At 36.3% G+C, this 18,835-nt stretch carries 16 protein-coding genes; 11 read left to right on the top strand and 5 right to left on the bottom strand.

Annotated features, from left to right (window positions below; all coding sequences use genetic code 11):
- The first annotated feature begins 1 nt into the window (after position 1).
- From C1631_RS04485 to C1631_RS25090, 5 genes are all read left to right on the top strand, one after another.
- Complete coding sequence (locus C1631_RS04485; RefSeq protein ID WP_109710726.1) at positions 2 to 1,411, top strand: aminotransferase-like domain-containing protein; 1,410 nt, start codon at positions 2 to 4, stop codon at positions 1,409 to 1,411.
- 329 nt (positions 1,412 to 1,740) lie between these two features.
- Positions 1,741 to 1,917, top strand: coding sequence for a BF3379 family histone-like protein (locus C1631_RS04480; protein WP_002978882.1), 177 nt, complete (start codon positions 1,741 to 1,743; stop codon positions 1,915 to 1,917).
- Between the two features lie 244 nt (positions 1,918 to 2,161).
- Entirely contained in the window at positions 2,162 to 3,322 is a 1,161-nt protein-coding gene (locus tag C1631_RS04475; protein ID WP_109710724.1) for a carboxypeptidase-like regulatory domain-containing protein, read from the top strand.
- Positions 3,323 to 3,485: 163 nt separating this feature from the next.
- Positions 3,486 to 5,057, top strand: coding sequence for a M28 family peptidase (locus C1631_RS04470; protein WP_109711461.1), 1,572 nt, complete (start codon positions 3,486 to 3,488; stop codon positions 5,055 to 5,057).
- Positions 5,058 to 5,258: 201 nt separating this feature from the next.
- Positions 5,259 to 5,420, top strand: a complete 162-nt coding sequence (locus C1631_RS25090) for a bacteriocin-like protein (RefSeq protein ID WP_438502067.1) — start codon at positions 5,259 to 5,261, stop codon at positions 5,418 to 5,420.
- A gap of 48 nt (positions 5,421 to 5,468) precedes the next feature.
- Here the strand turns inward: C1631_RS25090 and C1631_RS04465 are convergent, their stop codons facing one another.
- The 4 genes from C1631_RS04465 to C1631_RS04450 form a co-directional block, all read right to left on the bottom strand.
- Complete coding sequence (locus tag C1631_RS04465; RefSeq protein ID WP_165828232.1) at positions 5,469 to 6,104, bottom strand: HAD family hydrolase; 636 nt, start codon at positions 6,102 to 6,104, stop codon at positions 5,469 to 5,471.
- Positions 6,105 to 6,158: 54 nt separating this feature from the next.
- Complete coding sequence (locus tag C1631_RS04460; protein ID WP_109710720.1) at positions 6,159 to 8,282, bottom strand: Tex family protein; 2,124 nt, start codon at positions 8,280 to 8,282, stop codon at positions 6,159 to 6,161.
- Positions 8,283 to 8,388: 106 nt separating this feature from the next.
- Complete coding sequence (locus C1631_RS04455) at positions 8,389 to 9,054, bottom strand: O-methyltransferase (RefSeq protein ID WP_109710718.1); 666 nt, start codon at positions 9,052 to 9,054, stop codon at positions 8,389 to 8,391.
- Between the two features lie 308 nt (positions 9,055 to 9,362).
- Entirely contained in the window at positions 9,363 to 11,357 is a 1,995-nt protein-coding gene (locus C1631_RS04450; protein ID WP_109710716.1) for a T9SS type B sorting domain-containing protein, read from the bottom strand.
- A 459-nt stretch (positions 11,358 to 11,816) separates the two neighbouring features.
- On the opposite strand from C1631_RS04450, the gene C1631_RS04445 reads away from it, so the two are divergent.
- Complete coding sequence (locus C1631_RS04445; RefSeq protein WP_109710714.1) at positions 11,817 to 12,491, top strand: YceI family protein; 675 nt, start codon at positions 11,817 to 11,819, stop codon at positions 12,489 to 12,491.
- Positions 12,492 to 12,632: 141 nt separating this feature from the next.
- Positions 12,633 to 13,181 (top strand): type 1 glutamine amidotransferase domain-containing protein, encoded by a 549-nt coding sequence (locus C1631_RS04440; RefSeq protein ID WP_109710712.1) that lies wholly within the window; start codon positions 12,633 to 12,635, stop codon positions 13,179 to 13,181.
- Between the two features lie 85 nt (positions 13,182 to 13,266).
- Here C1631_RS04440 and C1631_RS04435 read toward each other — a convergent pair whose 3' ends face one another.
- Positions 13,267 to 13,623, bottom strand: coding sequence for a hypothetical protein (locus tag C1631_RS04435; RefSeq protein WP_103248765.1), 357 nt, complete (start codon positions 13,621 to 13,623; stop codon positions 13,267 to 13,269).
- 117 nt (positions 13,624 to 13,740) lie between these two features.
- Here C1631_RS04435 and C1631_RS04430 point away from each other — a divergent pair, with 117 nt between their 5' ends.
- The 4 genes from C1631_RS04430 (at position 13,741) to C1631_RS04415 (ending at position 18,745) form a co-directional block, all read left to right on the top strand.
- Positions 13,741 to 13,995, top strand: a complete 255-nt coding sequence (locus C1631_RS04430) for a DUF1294 domain-containing protein (protein WP_109710710.1) — start codon at positions 13,741 to 13,743, stop codon at positions 13,993 to 13,995.
- 233 nt (positions 13,996 to 14,228) lie between these two features.
- Positions 14,229 to 16,034, top strand: a complete 1,806-nt coding sequence (gene typA / locus C1631_RS04425; RefSeq protein WP_109710708.1) for a translational GTPase TypA — start codon at positions 14,229 to 14,231, stop codon at positions 16,032 to 16,034.
- A 130-nt stretch (positions 16,035 to 16,164) separates the two neighbouring features.
- Positions 16,165 to 17,784, top strand: a complete 1,620-nt coding sequence (locus C1631_RS04420; protein WP_103249147.1) for a glycoside hydrolase family 10-like protein — start codon at positions 16,165 to 16,167, stop codon at positions 17,782 to 17,784.
- Positions 17,785 to 18,193: 409 nt separating this feature from the next.
- Positions 18,194 to 18,745: a ferritin gene (locus C1631_RS04415; protein ID WP_109710706.1), complete on the top strand. Its 552-nt coding sequence runs from the start codon at positions 18,194 to 18,196 to the stop codon at positions 18,743 to 18,745.
- Positions 18,746 to 18,835: the final 90 nt, after the last annotated feature.

Below are 18,835 nucleotides of genomic sequence, written 5' to 3'. Positions count from 1 at the left end.
AATGAAACGATACAAATACGAAGTTTTTACAAATGGCATTGAAAAGCAAATCCGCAACGGGACTTTGCAGCCAGGGGATCGCTTGCCTTCTGTTCGGGAAATTAAAGAAAGATATCAACTGAGTACGAGTTCTGTTCAAACCGGTTATGAATATCTCATGATCAAAGGTTGGGTTGAAAGCCATCTCCGTTCAGGTTATTTTGTTGCTCAAAAAACGGAAGAAAATATCCCTCAAAACAAGACTGTATTTCCTGCAGTAGTAAGAGACGAGACATTTATTAAAAATATGTTGTTAACCTCTAAAAAAATCTCTGAGTCTGCCTCCTTTAATACAGCTATGCCGGGGGATTTGTTAATTCCGCAGAAATTAATACTCAGAACAATGCAGGAAGTAATTCGTGAAAAGGGTGCTGCTCTTCTAAGATATTACCCTTCGGACGGGTTGGAAACATTAAGAAAGCAAATTTCAAAACAAATGGCTATGCATGGTTGTTTACTGAATCCGGATGAGATAATCATTACAGACGGAGCTTTACAGGCACTGACGATTGCATTAAGATCGGTGACTAAAGCAGGCGATGTAGTCGCTGTAGATAGTCCGTGTGTATTTTCTGTTCTGGAAGTTATTGCTAATCTTGATCTCAAAGTGATTGAAATTCCTGTACATTACCGTACTGGTTTTGATGCTGAATATTTTCGCAACGTTTGTACTGAGAATGATGTCAGGGCACTTATAGTGACTCCGAATTTTCATAATCCTACAGGAATCCGGATGAGCGATGCAATCAAAAAAGAATTGTTAGATATTGCTGAAGTTTATCAGGTATGCATTATAGAGAATGATATGTATTCTGATCTTTATTTTGATGGAAAAAGACCAGGTCCCATTAAAAGTTTTGATACAAAAGGGCTGGTCATGGTGTATTCCTCATTTTCAAAAACACTTGCTCCTGGTATCCGGCTAGGATGGTTGTGTGCCGGTTCTTTTTATTCGAAATCGGAGAGAGCTAAATTCATTACAGGACGAACTGTTTCTCCTGTTTATCAGGAGTTGATGCTTAAGCTCTTAGAAACTAACCGCTATGAAAGACATTTACGATCCTTTAGGAAAATACTCAATCAACAGGCAGTTGCTCTTTTAGATATCTTGAGAAAAACTTTTCCGGAGGAAGCTTATTTTCACAGACCGCAAGGTGGATATTGTATTTGGGGGCAACTTCCGGAAAGTACAGACATGAAAAAGTTCTATGAATATTGTGAAAAGAGTAGGGTTATGTTTGCTCCGGGAACTATATTTTCATTCACAGATAAATATAGTCATCATTTTCGAATTGTTTTTGCCGAAAGAATTAGTTCTGAAAGCTGTTTTCTGTTGAGAAATGTAGGTGAAATGGCACAGAAGTTTATTTGAACACAAGAATTTTAAAGAAAAAATGAATTAGGCTTAATTTAATTTTTACAGGCGACTCAACCTGATTTTTTTTGATTTATCAGGGTTCGTTTGATAGATGACCTTTAAGAAACAGAATGATTAATTGATTGTCGCTCAGAATATTAATTTTATGTATAATCTTGATCTGCGAAAGTGCCGAATTTACTACAAAATCTTAATTCTATTTAAAAAAATAAATTGAATTTAAGAGAGAGTAGCCAAATTTCTCAAATTCTGATATTTTTTTTATGCACAATTAGGCTGGAATCACCATAAAACCTATATTTGCAGCCTAAATTTTTAAATAAATGAAAGAACTAATTGAAAAAATCAACGCGGAATTCGAAGCGTTTACAACTGAGGCAAACCAACAAGCGGAAAAAGGAAACAAGGCAGCTGGTACAAGAGCTCGTAAAGCAGCTTTAGAACTAAGCAAATTGTTCAAAGAATTCAGAAAAGTTTCTGTAGAAGAAGCTAAAAAATAATTCACCTTTAGCCGGCTTTTGAAGCCGGTTTTTTTATATCTGTATCTATCGGTTGATAATGACTGTGATAATCTCTTAAAATATTTGGCTGGCAAAGGTTTTAGCATCTTTTCAAGGTCTTAGTATTCTGGTTTTTTCTCTCATAAACCTGACCTCAGGTCTTTTCATTTTAAGAACAAATTTTATATTGAAGTGTTGTTTATCTGTATAATTTGTATTTTTAGGAAGACCAATTACGCAGAATATGATGAAACATTCTTATTTCTTGTTTATTCTTTTTTTTAACCTTTTTTCAGCACAGAAACTTCAGGTCTTGGATTCTGAAAACGGAAGTCCGATTCCCAATGCCAGAATTGTATTGCAGGATCAGATTGTTTACACCAATGAAGATGGTTTTGCTCCTGTAGACCAAAGTTCAGCAATTTTTGAAATTTCAGCAACAGGATTTCAAAAGCTAAAAATTCAGCAATTTCGCCATTCGGTGAAGCTGAAAAGAATATATAAGGATATTGATGAAGTGAAACTGATTAAAGTAGATCTAAAAGAGATTTTTGAAGACGTTCAAAAGAACTATAAGAAAAGATATTATAATGAGCCTTCCCTCTACGACATCATTTACAAAGAAAAAAGGAGTGATAATAACAAACTTCATTTTTTAGTGATTGCAGAAGCAAAGCTGTGGAGCAAAACTAATTTTTACGATCGCAACAAATCTTTTGATAAGAATCTTCAGATGCAGCTTAATAATGTAAAATATCTGAAAGATCTAAGATCGGACAGCATTTTTACAGAGGGCTTAAAAAGGTTTTCCGATGAATATATGGGGAATTATTTCTTCAATTTTGAATTAAAAAGAGTTTTGGCACATGTAAAAAATAAGGAATCAAAATATTCCGGATGGATAATTTTTGAAGAGGGTGACGAGCAATTTATTACTTTTAAAATCAGGTCCGGAGTAGGAATTGAAATGAAAGGTGAATTAAGGTATAATAAGGCGGATAAGGTCATTACCTATTTTGAAATACATTATTTACAGGACCAGTATCCGATGCTCAAAAGAACAACAGGAGAAGGAGAAGAGTTTGATTATCAGTTGGGAAATGCCATACTTGTTTTTGATTTTTATAAAAACAGGGGAGTGTATGTTCCTGCTATGAGCAGACTTGAAGGCAATAAATACGTTGCCTATTATAAGGGAGTTAAACATGAACGGAAAATCAGCAGGGAGCTTATTTATAATACTTTTAAAAAATCTGATGACAAAGGGATAAGCCCCAGAGTAGATTTTAGTAAAAATATCTGGGATAATGTTTCGGTACAGGAGAATAAAAATAGTGCAATCTTACTTTCCGCAGAAGAGCAAGATTTTATTAACAGAAAGTTGCCTGATTTTGAATCAAAATAATAGAGCTTTTTTAGAATTTTATGCTTGTAAATCGGTAGATTGATGTAATAATTTAATTTTTACACAAAAAAGTCTTTAAATAGTAATGTTTAAAGACTTTTTTGATTTAATTTCTTTATCATCTCCGCAATTTCTTTTATCTTTAAACCAATCAATATATACTATGAAGATAAATAGATTTTTTGCAGTACCGGCTGTAGTGTTGGCTGTCCAATTTTCATGGGCTCAGGTAAAGGTAGAACCGTCAGAAAAACTTGATCCTATCGTTAAAAGTTTTGTAGATGAAATTAACAGCAATTCCCAGCTTGAAAATATGGCTTATGAGTTATTGGATGGAATTGGTCCAAGACTGGTAGGAACGCCGGAAATGTTGGCAGCAAATGAATGGAGTGCTGAAAAACTACGCTCTTGGGGTGTTGAAGCCAATCTGCAACAATTCGGAACATGGAAAGGGTGGCAGAGAGGAACAACCCATGTAGACATGGTATATCCAAGAACAAAATCATTAACAGCAACACAACTGGCGTGGAGTCCGGCTACTAAAAAAGCAGTGGAAGCAGAAGTAATTATTTTGCCTAAAATATCTTCCAAAGCAGACTTCGATAAATGGCTTCCTTCCGTAAAAGGTAAAATAGTACTTATAGCACAATACCAGAAGATTGGACGTTCTGATGAGCAGATTAAAGAATTTGCAACTCCGGAATTATACGAAAAGTTAAAAGCCGAAAAAGAGAAAGCAACCAAAGATTTTACAGCCTATGTAAAGAATATTGGTTATGATAATAATACACTTCCGGAAGCTTTAGAAAAGGCAGGAGCAGCAGGAATAGCTATTTCAAACTGGACAGGAATTATGGGAGCCAACAGGATATTTGGCGCAAAAACATCCAAAATCCCAATGATTGATATTGATGTAGAAGATTACGGGATGCTTTACAGAATGGCGGAAAAGGGGGCACAGCCTAAAATTAAAATTGATGCTCAATCCAAAATACTTCCCGAAGCAAAAAATTTCAACACGATCGGAATGATCAAAGGGAAAGAAAAACCAGATGAATATGTAATCCTTTCTGCCCACCTTGATTCATGGGATGGGGCTCAGGGGGCTACAGATAATGGAACAGGAACCCTTACCATGCTTGAAACCATGAGACTCCTGAAAAAATACTATCCGAATAATAAAAGAACGATCGTGATCGGGCTTTGGGGAAGTGAAGAACAGGGTTTAAATGGCTCCAGAGGTTTTGTTGCGGATAATCCACAAATTATAAAAGGAGTGCAGGCTGCTTTTAACCAGGATAACGGGACAGGACGTGTTGTCAATATCAGCGGACAGGGATTCGTTAAAGCATACGATTATATTGGGAAATGGCTGGATGGTGTTCCAAAAACGGTAAGAGGGCATATTAAAACCGACTTCCCGGGAATGCCTGGTGGCGGGGGTTCTGATCATGCATCATTTGTCGCAGCTGGCGTGCCCGGAATCTCTCTTGGATCGTTAAACTGGGGATATTTTGGCTATACCTGGCATACTACAAAGGATACGTATGATAAAATTGTTTTTGATGAAGTGAAAAATAATGTAGTCTTAACAGCGACTTTAGCCTATATGGCATCTGAAGATCCTGAATTTACCAATAGAGAAAAACGTGTAATGCCAAAAGACGAAAAAGGGGAGACCGTGAAATGGCCTGAGGCGAAAGAACCGAGAAGGAGCTCGAAAGATTATAAGTAAAAATTGATCTTAAGAATAAAAATAAAACAAAGGTTGTCAAATATGGCAACCTTTTTTATTGATGATACAATGTGTGTCAGATATTTAAAAATTGTAGTGAGGGTGTTTTCAGCTTTTTGTTTTAAAAAAAATACTATTTTTAAAACATCAAAGATATTTTGAATACAAAAAAACAGTAACAAATTCAAAAACGAAACGACTATGAAAAATTTAAAAAAAATGGCAAGAGAATATTTAAAATCTATTAATGGAGGTATTGGTGAAAGGCCTTGCAGGATAGGAGAGTTTTTATGTTATACGCAACAATGTACCCTTATGTGTATGGATGGATCCCAATGTCAACCTTCTTTATGTATTGATTAATCCCAAATTAAAATAGAAGGGCTGTCTTACAGCCCTTCTATTTTGAAATTAAATGTAAAGTTTTATATCCGGAAATGCAGAAACCAAGGGTTCGTATTGATTCTGGTTTAATTTTCCAAAGCCATATTCACAGAAAATAAATGGCAACCCGTTGGTGGTTGCGGCGTCATAATCCGTTTGGGTGTCTCCAATATATACGGAATCTTCGACAGATAATTGATTTCTTTCCATGAGAAGCTGTATGTTTTCAGATTTTGGCTTCCGGGTCCGTCCATGAGATTCAAAATCAACAAATAAATCATAGAACTTATAATATTCTAAAAAAGACTCAATATATCCGTCCTGACAATTGCTTACAATAAAAAGATGGTGCGTTTTCACCAGGTTTTCTAACGTATCTTTAATACGATCATATAAAATTCCGCCCTTTACACGTAAAATTTTATTTTCCTGAGCTACAATTTCTGAAAGAACTTTCTGAGCATATTGATCCGTGATTCCCGGTATAATATCTTTTACAATGTCTATCGCCAATAATCCCATATACGGGTCCATGTCCTGAGGCTTTAGTTCTCTTTGTACCAGTTGGTGTTTTTGTAAGACATCGTTCCATATGCTGATAATAGTCAGTCTCGGATCCCATAACGTTCCGTCTAAATCGAAGATTAAATTTTTATATTTCAAGATTTTTTATAGTTTAGTTTGAGGTCAATGTACTGTGAAGAGCTATTCAACTTATTATAGAATCATACTTAGCTGAACTCTTTTTCTGGCCTCATCCACTTCAGTTACTTTTACCCTTACATGTTGATGAAGTTTTACTACTTCATTCACATCAGATACAAAACCCTCTTTTAGCTGGGAAATATGAACCAATCCACTTTCCTTGATTCCCAGATCGACGAAACAGCCAAAAGCGGTAATATTATTGACGATTCCCGGAAGAATCATCCCGGTTTTAAGATCCCTGATACTTTTTACATTGGGATCAAATTCAAAAACTTTAGCAGCTTTTCTTGGATCTAATCCTGGTTTTTCCAATTCTTTTAAAATATCCTTGACGCCTAAAATTCCAATTTCATCTGTGATATAGGTTTCGGGTTTTACCAGAGCAATTTTTTCTTTATTGGCAATCAGTTCATCAGTTTTAATGCCCAGATCTTTAGCCATTTTTTCTACAATTCCATACGCTTCAGGGTGTACTGCTGAATTATCTAATGGATTTTTTGCATTTGATATTCTTACGAAAGCCGCTGCCTGTTGAAAAGCTTTATCTCCAAGTCTCGGTACTTTTTTTAATTGTTTTCTGTCCTCAAACGCTCCATTTTCAGCACGGTAACTCACAATATTTTCTGCCATTTTCTCTCCAATTCCGGACACGTAGCTTAATAAAGATTTGCTTGCTGTATTTAAATTGATTCCTACAGAGTTTACACATTTCATCACGGTAGAATCCAGTTCACTTTTCAATCGAGTTTGATCCACATCATGCTGATATTGTCCCACTCCAATAGACTTTGGGTCAATTTTAACCAATTCGGCGAGCGGATCAGAAAGCCTTCTCCCGATAGATACAGCGCCACGAACCGTTACATCGTAGGTAGGGAACTCCTCTCTGGCAATCTTACTTGCAGAATACACTGAGGCTCCCGCTTCAGAAACCACAAAAACCTGTAAAGGCTTATCAAATGCAATTTTCTTGATAAAAAATTCAGTTTCACGGCTTGCAGTTCCATTTCCAATAGAAATCGCTTCAATATTGTAAGCATTCACCATAGAGCGAATCTTTTTCATTGCCATTCCTGTTTCGTTTTGCGGTGCGTGAGGATAGAGGGTTTCATTATGAAGTAAATCTCCTTTTTCATCGAGGCAAACGATTTTACATCCACTTCTGTACCCTGGATCAATAGCCAGAATTCTTTTTTCTCCCAAAGGAGGAGCCAAAAGTAACTGGCCAAGATTTTCAGAAAATATTTCGATTGCTTTTTGGTCTGCTTTTTCTTTAGCTTCCTGTAAAGCTTCATTGGAAATAGCAGGCTCCAAAAGCCTTTTGTAACTGTCTTGTATGGCAAGTGCTATTTGTTCAGAACTTTCATTGTTGGATTTAATGATTGCTTTTTCAATAAAGCCAATTGCTTCTTCCTTATCAACCCCTACATTGGTTTTCACAAAGCCTTCTGCTTCCGCTCTCAACATCGCCAAAAGTCTGTGAGAAGGAGTTCTGCTGAGATTTTCTTCCCAATCAAAATATTGAGAAAATTTCTGAGCTTCTTCTTCTTCCTTTTTAGCTTTAACAACCTTAGAGGTAATAAGAGCCTGGCGTTGGAACAAGTGACGCAGATTCTTACGAACATACATATTTTCATTGATCCACTCTGCCATAATATCTCTTGCTCCCTGAAGAGCTTCTTCTTCAGACGAAACCTCCTTATTAAGATATTTGGAAGCCAGAAACATAATGTCGTTATTTTTCTGGCTCATGATGATTTTGGCTAAAGGTTCAAGGCCTTTCTCTTTAGCTGTATCTGCTTTCGTTTTCCTGCGTTTCTTAAAAGGAAGATATAAGTCTTCCAGTTCCTGAATATCAAAGCTTTCTTCAATTCTTTGCTGAAGTTCCGGTGACAAACCATTCTGCTCTTCTATTGATTTTAAAATAGACTCCTTTCTTTTAACAATCTCTTCAAATTGCTTGCTGATCTTTGAAATCTGCTCGATCTGTACTTCATCGAGATTTCCTGTTTTGTCTTTACGATAACGGGAAATAAAAGGAATGGTGCAGTCTTCTGCTAATAATTGTAACGTATTGTTGATGCTCTTTTCAGAAATACTGAGCTGCTTCTGTATAAATTCTACGGTCGTCATTGTTCTGTTTTCGGATAGCTAAAATAAGGTTTTTAAAAAGAAAAAAGGCGAGTTGCCACGCCTTGAATAGTTTTTTCCTTTGAGATGAAGATTCAGGGGCTAAGATTTACTTGACTATAGCTATTGCCATTCCATCGTATTCTTTTGCTCCTACTGTTTGCATAATGGTAGCTGTAATTCCTGGATGATTAGCCAGCATTTGATTAAAACGCTGTACACCTTTCACTTTCTCATCATGGGTGTTTTCGTCTAAAACTTTACCTTCCCGGATGACATTATCACAAATAATCAATGTCCCCGGGTGTGAAAGCTGTAATGCCAATTCAAAATATTCAGTATAAGGTGGTTTGTCAGCATCAATAAAAATAAAATCAAAAGGTTCTTCGCCTTTGGCAATCAATTCTTTTAAGACATCCATTGCTTTACCGATTCGTAAATCAATTTGATCAGAAAGTCCGGCTTTTGCAATATTCTGACTGGCAATATGAGCGTGATGAGGGTCAAACTCCACGGTAATTACTTTACCGTCTGCTGGAAGTGCTCTGGTTATCCAAATTGTACTGTAAGCTCCCAAAGTTCCTAATTCTAATACGCGTTTAGCTTTACAGGTAAGAAGCATCAGCTGAAGAAATTTTCCTTGTGTCGGGGAAATACTGATCTGAGGCATGGAAGCTTCCTCCAACGATTGAATAGTCTCCTGAAGAACAGTATCTTCAGGAGCAACAAGAGTACTGATGTACTGATCCACTTTTTCGAATAATTGCTGATTCATATTTTAAAAAAAATTAAATTGATCATTGAACGCTACCGATTGATTATTGTAATAGAAAATATTGCTGCTATATGTGTGATCACAGAATGATAAACAACAATATCCCAATCAGAGTGAAAAATAGCAGTACTGCTGCCATCTGGATGTTGAGCTATTAGCAATAATCTGTCTTATAATTGCTTACTAAGATAGTGAATTTTGAAAGGTTGTACAACTGAAACGGTATTGGCTAAAATAAAAAATCCCCTTGCTCAAAGAACAAGGGAAGTATTGTTTTTATAGCAGAATAAATATCGTGCGTACTGTGGCTAGTCTCTGTTTTTAACAAGTATCCATCCATTGTATCGGATTGCAGTATTACTTTTATTATTTTCATTCCAGGAGATGGTATACCAATAGGTTGCTGTAGAAAGTTTTTTCCCTGACGAGGTGCCATCCCATGTAAGGTTTCTTATTTTATTGGCCACATATATTTTTTTTCCATAACGGTCATATACTTCAAAATTCAGATTTTTCTTATAAGCCAGAGCAGAATAATCAATACTATCATTTTTCCCGTCATTGTTTGGAGTAATGATATTGACGAGGTTAACAACCGTTAATTCTACAGAAACCGGGATACAGTTGTATTTGTCTTTTACATAGAAGATATGTTGCCCCCTTGTAAGGTTTTTGAAAATATTTGAATCCTGCCAGTTACCGGTTTGATCCAATGCAAATTGATAGGGGGGAGTTCCTCCGTTGGCATTAATTGTTGCCGTATTGTTGGTAATATCTATAGATTGGATGACAGGATTAGATGAGGCATATACTTTCACTGTTTGTCTGGTAATACATTCTCCGCTTTTTAAATCTACCCAGTATGTTCCTACACCTACATTGTTGATTTTTTGAGTGGTAGCTCCTGTGTTCCAGATGTAAGAGTTAAAGCCAGGTCCCGCATCGAGAGTGGTTCTTCCTTCAATGCAAATAATTTGATCAACCAATACCGGAGATGTTGTTGGGGGAATCACTTGTAATGTAACTTTTGCAACGGCAAAACAGCCGTTGCTATTCGTTACCCTCACGAATACGAATCCATTAGGTGCAATATATGTTGTGGGAGTGGTAATTTCATTTGTCCCGTTAGTAGCGTCCGTTAAGGATGGGAAATATCGTTTGGTGGTTCCCTGCTCGGAAGTTATATTAGCTGTTGTAAGATTAAAAGAAGCCGTGGAGGGATTGGTTTGAATATAACATGACTTTATTGTTCTGTCAGTAACAACCGGAAGACTCCCAATCGTAACTGAGGCTGTCTGGCTTACTGCATTACATTGTGAATTTAAAACTGATCCCTGAGGTCCTACCTTGAATCTGATTAAATAATTACCGGGAGGCTTGCCATTAGAATTGAAGGTGTAAGTAGGATTGCCAGTTGGAGATCCCTGATCTGCCCAGGTTACTCCTCCGTCACTGCTATATTGCCATTGATATTCGGCTGGATTGTATGAACTTCCGGTAAGCGTTGCCGTAAAGTTTACGGTAGCATTTACGTTCGGGCACAGTATGGTACTTGCTCCGGGGATAGCCTGAATAGTTGCCGGAATACAGGGTTGTACAGTAATATCATCTATAGCCAGGTCATTGCCGGGACCCGCTACGTGACTTATGATTTGGAGTCGGATAGAAGAATCATTTGAATTATTAAAAATCAGAGAGTATTGATGCCAGTTGGTGTCGGCCGGAACATTTCCTGTTATGGATGATCCAATAATTGCATTTGATGTAGGGTTTACGACTTTTAATGTAAGATTAGGATAAACATAACCTTGATAATTAGTACTGGATGCAAGGTTCGTATTTAATACCCAAATGGATAAACGTAGAGTTGTATTCGGGCAAAGATCATTAATTAAGTATTCAGCCAAAATTTTATTAGGGGTTAAAGGAGCGTCTATTAACATCATAAGTCCATTAGGATTACCTGTATGGTCTGTTTGATTGATCCACCACTCGTTTACTACGGGTGTGCCTGAATTTCTGACTAATCCGGATTCACCAGGGGCCAGGTTCCCGTTAGCACTTCCTCCATTTGGCCCAACGAAAACAGTTCCGGTGCTTACACCTGGAGCAAAACTAGCTAAAGGACCATGCCACATTGTTGTTGGGCTCCCCTGGCCAAATGTTTGATTGACAATAGGGGGACCCCATGAACCTGAACATGTGGGAGGTGTTTGTGCGTACAATAATTGACAGTATAAAATCGAAAATAAGAAAACCCATATGAAACAGGATTTCTTTTTGAATAGTAATGTTTTTTTCATATAGCTGAAGGTGTTTTTTTAAAGAATAATTATTTTTATTTCATATTTTAGAGGGTATAGGTGAAAGGGGGATCTGTTTGTTATTTTCTTATTTATTGTTTCATATAGTAGATTATTAGGGTGATAAATGTTTTGTCTTAATTTTTTAAATTCATGTAATTGTTTTTGTTGATTTTATAATTAATTAAGTAATTATGTATTTTGTTGATTGTGTTTTGTGTAAAATTACTATTTATTTTCAATATATAAGGTGGTTTGTTATTTACTTTTCAATATATGTGATTGTGTTGATGTTTTTTGACAAAATGATGTAAGATTTTCTATATTTTTCACCATTAGTTATCATAAATTGTAGCAGAGCATTTCTTGATATATGATAAGATGTCAATCATAATGTTTTTCTATTTTTGTATCCGAAAACAACAAAGATTTTAAATAAACTTTTTTAAACAGTTCAATATGAAAAAAATTAGCGTAATTGCATTAGTAGCAGTAGGATTGCTTGCAGCATCATGTAACAGTAAAGAAAAAACAGATACAGCAGTAGCTACAGAGCAAGCTGTTGCAGAAGGAAAAGGAGAAACATTAACGGTAGATACCACAACTTCTGTAGTAAACTGGAAAGCCTTTCATAAAGGAGGTTTTGCACCTCGTTGGGGAACTCTTAACGTAAAATCTGGAGATTTAAATATTGAAGGAGGACAAGTTGTAGCCGGAAACTTCAATATTGATATGGCTTCTATTAAAGTTGATCCTGCTTCAGTAACAGAAAAAGATAAAAAACCTGCAGAGCTTGAAACGCATTTAAAAAGCGCTGATTTCTTTGATGTAGCAAAGAACCCGGTGTCAGATTTTAAAATTACAAGCGTAGCAGATTTAAAAGAAGCACCTAAGGATGCGGTAGCAGGAGCTAATAAGACAGTAAGCGGAAACCTTACCTTATCAGGAAAAACAATGAATGTTTCTTTCCCTGCTAAAGTAGATGTTACAGATAATTCTGCAGATATTCAGGCTAAGTTTACAGTAAACAGAACAGATTGGGGAATCAAATTCGGTACTTCAGAAGCTGATCCTGCTGAATGGATGATCAGTAAAGATATCGAAATTGCCATCGATGTTAAAGCAAAAAAATAATTGAATACACTTTCAATACAGAAAAGCCACCTTGAAAAAGGTGGCTTTTCCGTGGTATCTATTTAACTTTTTTTAGCATTTTATTATACAATGCGGCATCATATTTTCTCTTTTAATCAAATAACACCAAAATATAATATTATGTCAAAAAAAATTGCAATTCTTGCTACAAGCGGTTTCGAGGAAAGTGAACTTCAATCTCCAAAAGAATATCTGGAGCAGCAGGGATGGAGGGCAGACATTGTAAGCCCTGAATCCGGTACCATCAAAGCCTGGGCTGAAAAAGACTGGGGAAAAGAATATAGTGTTGACAGAACATTGAGCGAGGTTAAAGCTTCAGATTATGATGCGTTAGTGCTTCCCGGAGGTGTTCTTAATCCTGATAAGCTGAGGACTGATGATAAGGCGCTGGCCTTTGTAAAGGATTTCTTTATACAAAATAAGCCGGTTGCAGCCATCTGCCATGGACCACAAATACTTATTAATGCTGAAGTGGTAAATGGTCGAAATATGACTTCTGTACATTCAATTAGTAAAGATTTAATAAATGCCGGAGCTCATTGGGAAGATGTGGAAGTTGTCGTGGACAACGGATTGGTAACAAGCAGAACTCCAAAAGATCTTCCTGCCTTTAATGCTAAAATGGTAGAAGAATTCAAAGAAGGAAAACATGTGGAACAAGGTATATAGTTCACATTAAAAATTATAAAGCCGGAATTTAGACATTCCGGGCTTTTTTTATACTATTGAAAATTTTATTTTAAAAATTGCTGAATTAATTAAATAGCCATGAATTCTGAATACGCATACAATACTCACTTCCCAGGTATAAAGGATTGCCATGTTTTTCAGACCAAAATCCATCCAGAATATCTTTGCTCAGACAACGGTATACAGCAACTCCTTTATACATTTTGTGATCATCTCCTTCATAATTAAAGTTGAGAACTAAAATCTGATCTTTATAAAAACCTGTGCCATTTTGTATATGGTCACCAATGATCCATTGGGCAATAATACGGTTGCTTTCATCAATGGATAAAATTAATATACCCTCATAAGAAGTGTGGTTAGATTCTTCCTGGTTACTTCCTTTAATAGAGTAACTTCCGGCCAGATCATGAACTGTCATTGATTATTTTTTATAGACTGCAAATTTAAAAAATCTTAGTCCGGTACAATGATAAATCTTCTTCAGCCTCAGCTATATTTAAATTAAACTTTATTTTTGCATTAAATTAATTTTAGAATGATCCCTTTTTTACTCATCATCAACCTGACTGCCTTTGGTGTCTTTGGATTTGATAAATGGCAAGCCCAAAAACATCAATGGCGGATTTCTGAAAATACTCTTTTAGGAATTTCGTTGCTGGGTGGGATTGTAGGAGCTGCTTCAGGAATGATTCTCTTTAATCATAAAATTTCCAAGAAATCTTTCCTGATGAAATTTATTATTGTTGTATTAATTGATGTAGTATTGCTGTATCGATTGATAAGACATTAATAAAAGACATGACTAAGTATCGAATGCCTTATTTACCATTATCTGAACTATTCCCTGGAATTATTTTAAAATAGAGTGAAATTAAGGTAATCACAGAAGCTGTTTGTTCTATATTTTTTAGGTCGATTAAAGTAGAATTATCTAAAATTCTCATTATGAAATTGTTAAATATTGCATAAACATTTTAATTAATTCATTTAAAATCACTATTTTTGCACCCGTAAAAATCCTATATGCAAAACATTAGAAATATTGCGATTATCGCACACGTTGACCACGGAAAAACAACTTTGGTTGACAAGATCATCCACGCTACCAACATTTTCAGAGAAAATCAGGAGAGTGGGGAATTAATTATGGATAACAATGATCTTGAAAGAGAAAGAGGGATCACGATCTTATCCAAGAATATTTCTGTTACTTATAAAGACACAAAAATTAACGTAATCGATACTCCTGGTCACGCCGATTTTGGTGGGGAAGTAGAAAGAGTATTGAAAATGGCTGATGGAGTTATCTTGTTGGTGGATGCCTTCGAAGGACCAATGCCTCAAACAAGATTCGTACTTCAGAAAGCGTTGGAATTAGGTTTAAGACCATTAGTTGTTATTAATAAAGTAGACAAACCAAACTGTCGTCCGGATGAAGTTCACGATCAGGTATTTGATTTATTCTTCAACCTGGAGGCTACTGAAGAGCAGTTGGATTTCCCAACATTCTACGGTTCTTCTAAACAAGGTTGGTTCAACACTTCATTAGAACAAACTGAAGATATTTTACCATTATTAGATGGAATCTTACAATATGTTCCTGCTCCAAAAGTAACTGAAGGAAATCTTCAGATGCAGATTACTTCTCTTGATTACTCTTCTTTCTTAGGAAGAATTGCTATCGGAAAAGTAACCAGAGGAGAGCTTAAAGAATCTCAATGGATTGGTTTAGCTCAGGCAGATGGTAAAGTGGTGAAAGGAAAAGTAAAAGAGCTTTACGTTTTCGAAGGATTAGGAAAGAAAAAAGTAATTGAAGTAAAAGCAGGAGATATCTGTGCTGTAGTAGGTTTCGATGCTTTCCAGATCGGAGATTCTTTCGTAGATCTTGAAAATCCAGAGCCATTGGAAAGAACTGCAATTGATGAGCCTACATTGAACATGACGTTCTCGATCAACAATTCACCTTTCTTTGGTAAAGATGGTAAATATGTTACTTCCAACCACCTGAAAGAAAGATTAACTAAAGAGTTAGAGAAAAACCTTGCATTAAGAGTTCAGCAGACTGATGATGCAAACACTTTCTTAGTATTTGGTAGAGGTATTCTTCACTTATCCGTTTTAATTGAAACTATGAGAAGAGAAGGATATGAAATGACAATTGGTCAGCCACAGGTTATCTTAAGAGAAATTGATGGTGTAAGTTGTGAGCCTTATGAATCTTTAGTTGTTGATGTTCCTGAAGAGTATGCTTCAAGAGTGATTGACCTTGCTACTCAGAGAAAAGGTGACCTTCACATTATGGAAACAAAAGGTGAAATGCAGCACATGGAATTCGAGATTCCTTCAAGAGGTTTGATCGGATTACGTTCTCAGATGTTGACCGCTACGGCAGGTGAAGCGATCATGGCACACCGTTTCACTGAATATAAGCCTTTCAAAGGTGCTATTCCTGGAAGAAACAATGGGGTATTAATCAGCAAAACTCAAGGGCCGGCTACAGAATATTCTATTGCGAAACTACAAGACAGAGGGAAGTTCTTCGTTGATCCGGGTGAGGAAATCTATGCAGGAATGATCATCGGTGAACAAAACAAACCGGGAGACCTGGTTGTAAACATCGTTGAAGCAAAACAGTTGAATAACATGAGAGCTTCAGGTAAAGATAAAGATACCGGTGTTGCTCCAAAAATCTTATTCTCACTAGAAGAATGTATGGAATATATTCAGGGTGATGAAGCGATTGAGGTAACTCCAAACTTCATCAGAATGAGAAAGAAACTTCTTTCTGAAGAAGAAAGAAAAAGAGTGGAAAGATCAGCTAAAGCGTAATAACATTCTTATAAATAAAATCAAAGCCTCGATTTTTCGAGGCTTTTTTTCTGATACATTAGAAAAAATGTTTATTTTTTCAATGGAATAATCCAAATTGTAAAATATAATTTAAAGTAGTTTTGCGGCTATGAAAATGAATAAATTAAAACTTATCGTTTTATTGGGAGTTTTTGCGTCTTACAGTACCTCATGTTCCGTTCAGAACAATGCTACGAAGACTCCTCCCGTTAAAAATACAACAAAACCCAACAACAATACCACTCAACCCAAACCTCCTGTAGCGGCAACAAAACCGACAACGGTAACACCTCCAACATCTGCAGATGAGGTGTTCAGAACGAATCTTCCCGAGATTAAAAGGGAATTTCGCGGAGCATGGATCGCCAGTGTAGCTAATATCAACTGGCCTTCAAGAAATGATCTTACGGTAGATCAACAGAAAGCTGAAGCAATCAATATGCTTGATATGTTGAAAAATAACAACTTCAATGCAGCTATTTTTCAAATCAGACCGTCGGCAGATGCTTTGTATACCAGTAATATCGAACCGTGGTCTTATTTTCTGACAGGAGAAACCGGAACAGCTCCTTATCCCAATTATGATCCCCTTCAGTTTTGGATTGAAGAATCACACAAAAGAGGATTGGAACTTCATGTATGGCTTAATCCTTACCGTGCTCACCATACCAATGGAGGTGCTGTCAATGGACTTTCTATGGCCAATAAACTTTCAGACATTGTTGTAAGGCTAAAAAACGGAATGTATTGGTTTGATCCTGCTAATCCTAAAACGCAAGGCCACGTTTCCAATGTGGTAAAGGATATTGTCACAAGATATGATATTGATGCCATTCACTTCGATGATTACTTTTATCCTTATGCAACCTACAACAAAGGAGCAGATTTTCCTGATAACGCAACATGGAGTGCTTATGTAGGCAGTGGAGGAACATTATCAAGAGCAGACTGGAGAAGAGATAACGTCAATAAATTTGTTGAACGGATTTATAAAGAAATTCACGCTGAAAAAAGTTATGTGAAATTTGGAATCAGTCCTTTTGGAATCTGGAAACCCGGATATCCGGCCGGAATTGTTGGATCCTCTCAATTTGACGAGTTATATGCTGATGCTAAATTATGGTTAAACAGAGGTTGGGTAGATTATTTCTCACCACAATTATACTGGCCGATTGATTCTAAAGGACAAGGCTTCGAAGCCTTGTTAAGCTGGTGGCAGTCTGAAAATACCATGAATCGTCACTTATGGCCGGGGCTGAATACCGTTGAGATCAAAGTCTCGGATCGTCCGACAGAAATCAGGAACCAGATTGAAATTTCCAGAAACATCCTGAAAAAGGATGCCGGAGAAATTCATTGGAGCATTGCCGGATTGACAAAAAATGCCAGTATGCTTCCCACCCTGAAAAACGGGCCATACAGTGAAAAAGCATTAGTTCCGAAAACGCCATGGATCAAAGCCGTTCCATTGCAGACACCTACCTTGTTTATTACGGATAACGGAAGCTTTGCACAGGCAAGCTGGAGTTCTAGGAATATAGCAAATGTCTTTCAATGGGTTCTTTTCAAGCAATACAATGGCGTTTGGGAAACAGAAATTATGACGCTGGATACTCTTTCCAAAGATATTCCCAAGTTTAAAGACGGAAAAAAGCTTAATGCATTAGCCATTAAAGCGATAGACAGGCTGGGAAATGAAAGTGATTATATGGCAAAAAAAGTGAAGTAATTCGCTGCCAGAGATCTTATATAACTTAGAAGAGGTTTAACTTTATGTTGAACCTCTTTTTTTGAGCATCGTTTACTTCAACATATTGTCCAGTTCTATCATTAAAAAGGAGTTTGGATTCCTACGGAATGACCAGAATAAGTCATCATCATAATCTTGTGTGATACAACACAAAGTTTGTCGTTCTGAAATAATCAGGAGGTAGACAAGAGTAAATGTCCAGCAGTTTGAGATATAACCTTATACCACAAAACTTAAAGATTTTATTTTAGAATAGATATAAATTATTAACACAAAATAATGATTATCAGATTTATATAAATAGTTTGTGTGGTATTTGGTTGAAAATAAAAACTTTATCGGAACTATATTTGCATGATTAACTCTATAATCACCAAAATATAACATTATGAATACTAAAAGACTTTCCACCAACATGGAAAAAGCACTTAGTGACCAGATGAATAAGGAGATTCATGCATCACACGTTTTTTTATCTTATGGAATTTGGGCAGATGATAAAGGATATCAGGGAATTGCCAACTTTTTGTACAGACACGCACAGGAAGAAAGAAACCATTCGATTAAATTCATGGAATATATCTTAAACAGAGGTGGAAAACCAAAAGTGGACGCTATTCCTGCTCCGCCTTCAGATCCTGACAGCCTTACCGCTTGCTTTGATGGTGTATTTAAACACGAAGTTGATAATACAACGGCTATTTACAGAATTGTAGACCTTTCCATGGAAGAAAAGGACTGGGCGACATGGAATTTTATGCAGTGGTTTGTACAGGAGCAAATTGAAGAAGAAACACTGGCTCAGAACTTAATAGATAAATTAAAAATTGCCGGAGGCGACCGTGCCACGGATGAATCTTTATTTACTTTAGATAAAACTTTACAGGAGGCACCTAATGATGTGCCATTGGCTCAGAATGCCACCGGGAACAATCCCTAAAACCTGTTCGGTAGATCAAAATCGTTTGAAAATCTGTCAGAAAGCTGACAGATTTTTTTAGATAGTTTTTGTATTTTTGGAAAAACTATG

This window comes from Chryseobacterium phosphatilyticum (assembly GCF_002899825.2).
GTDB lineage: Bacteria > Bacteroidota > Bacteroidia > Flavobacteriales > Weeksellaceae > Chryseobacterium > Chryseobacterium phosphatilyticum.
Note: the sequence above shows the minus strand (reverse complement) of the source record. Positions and strands in the feature narration are given on the sequence as shown.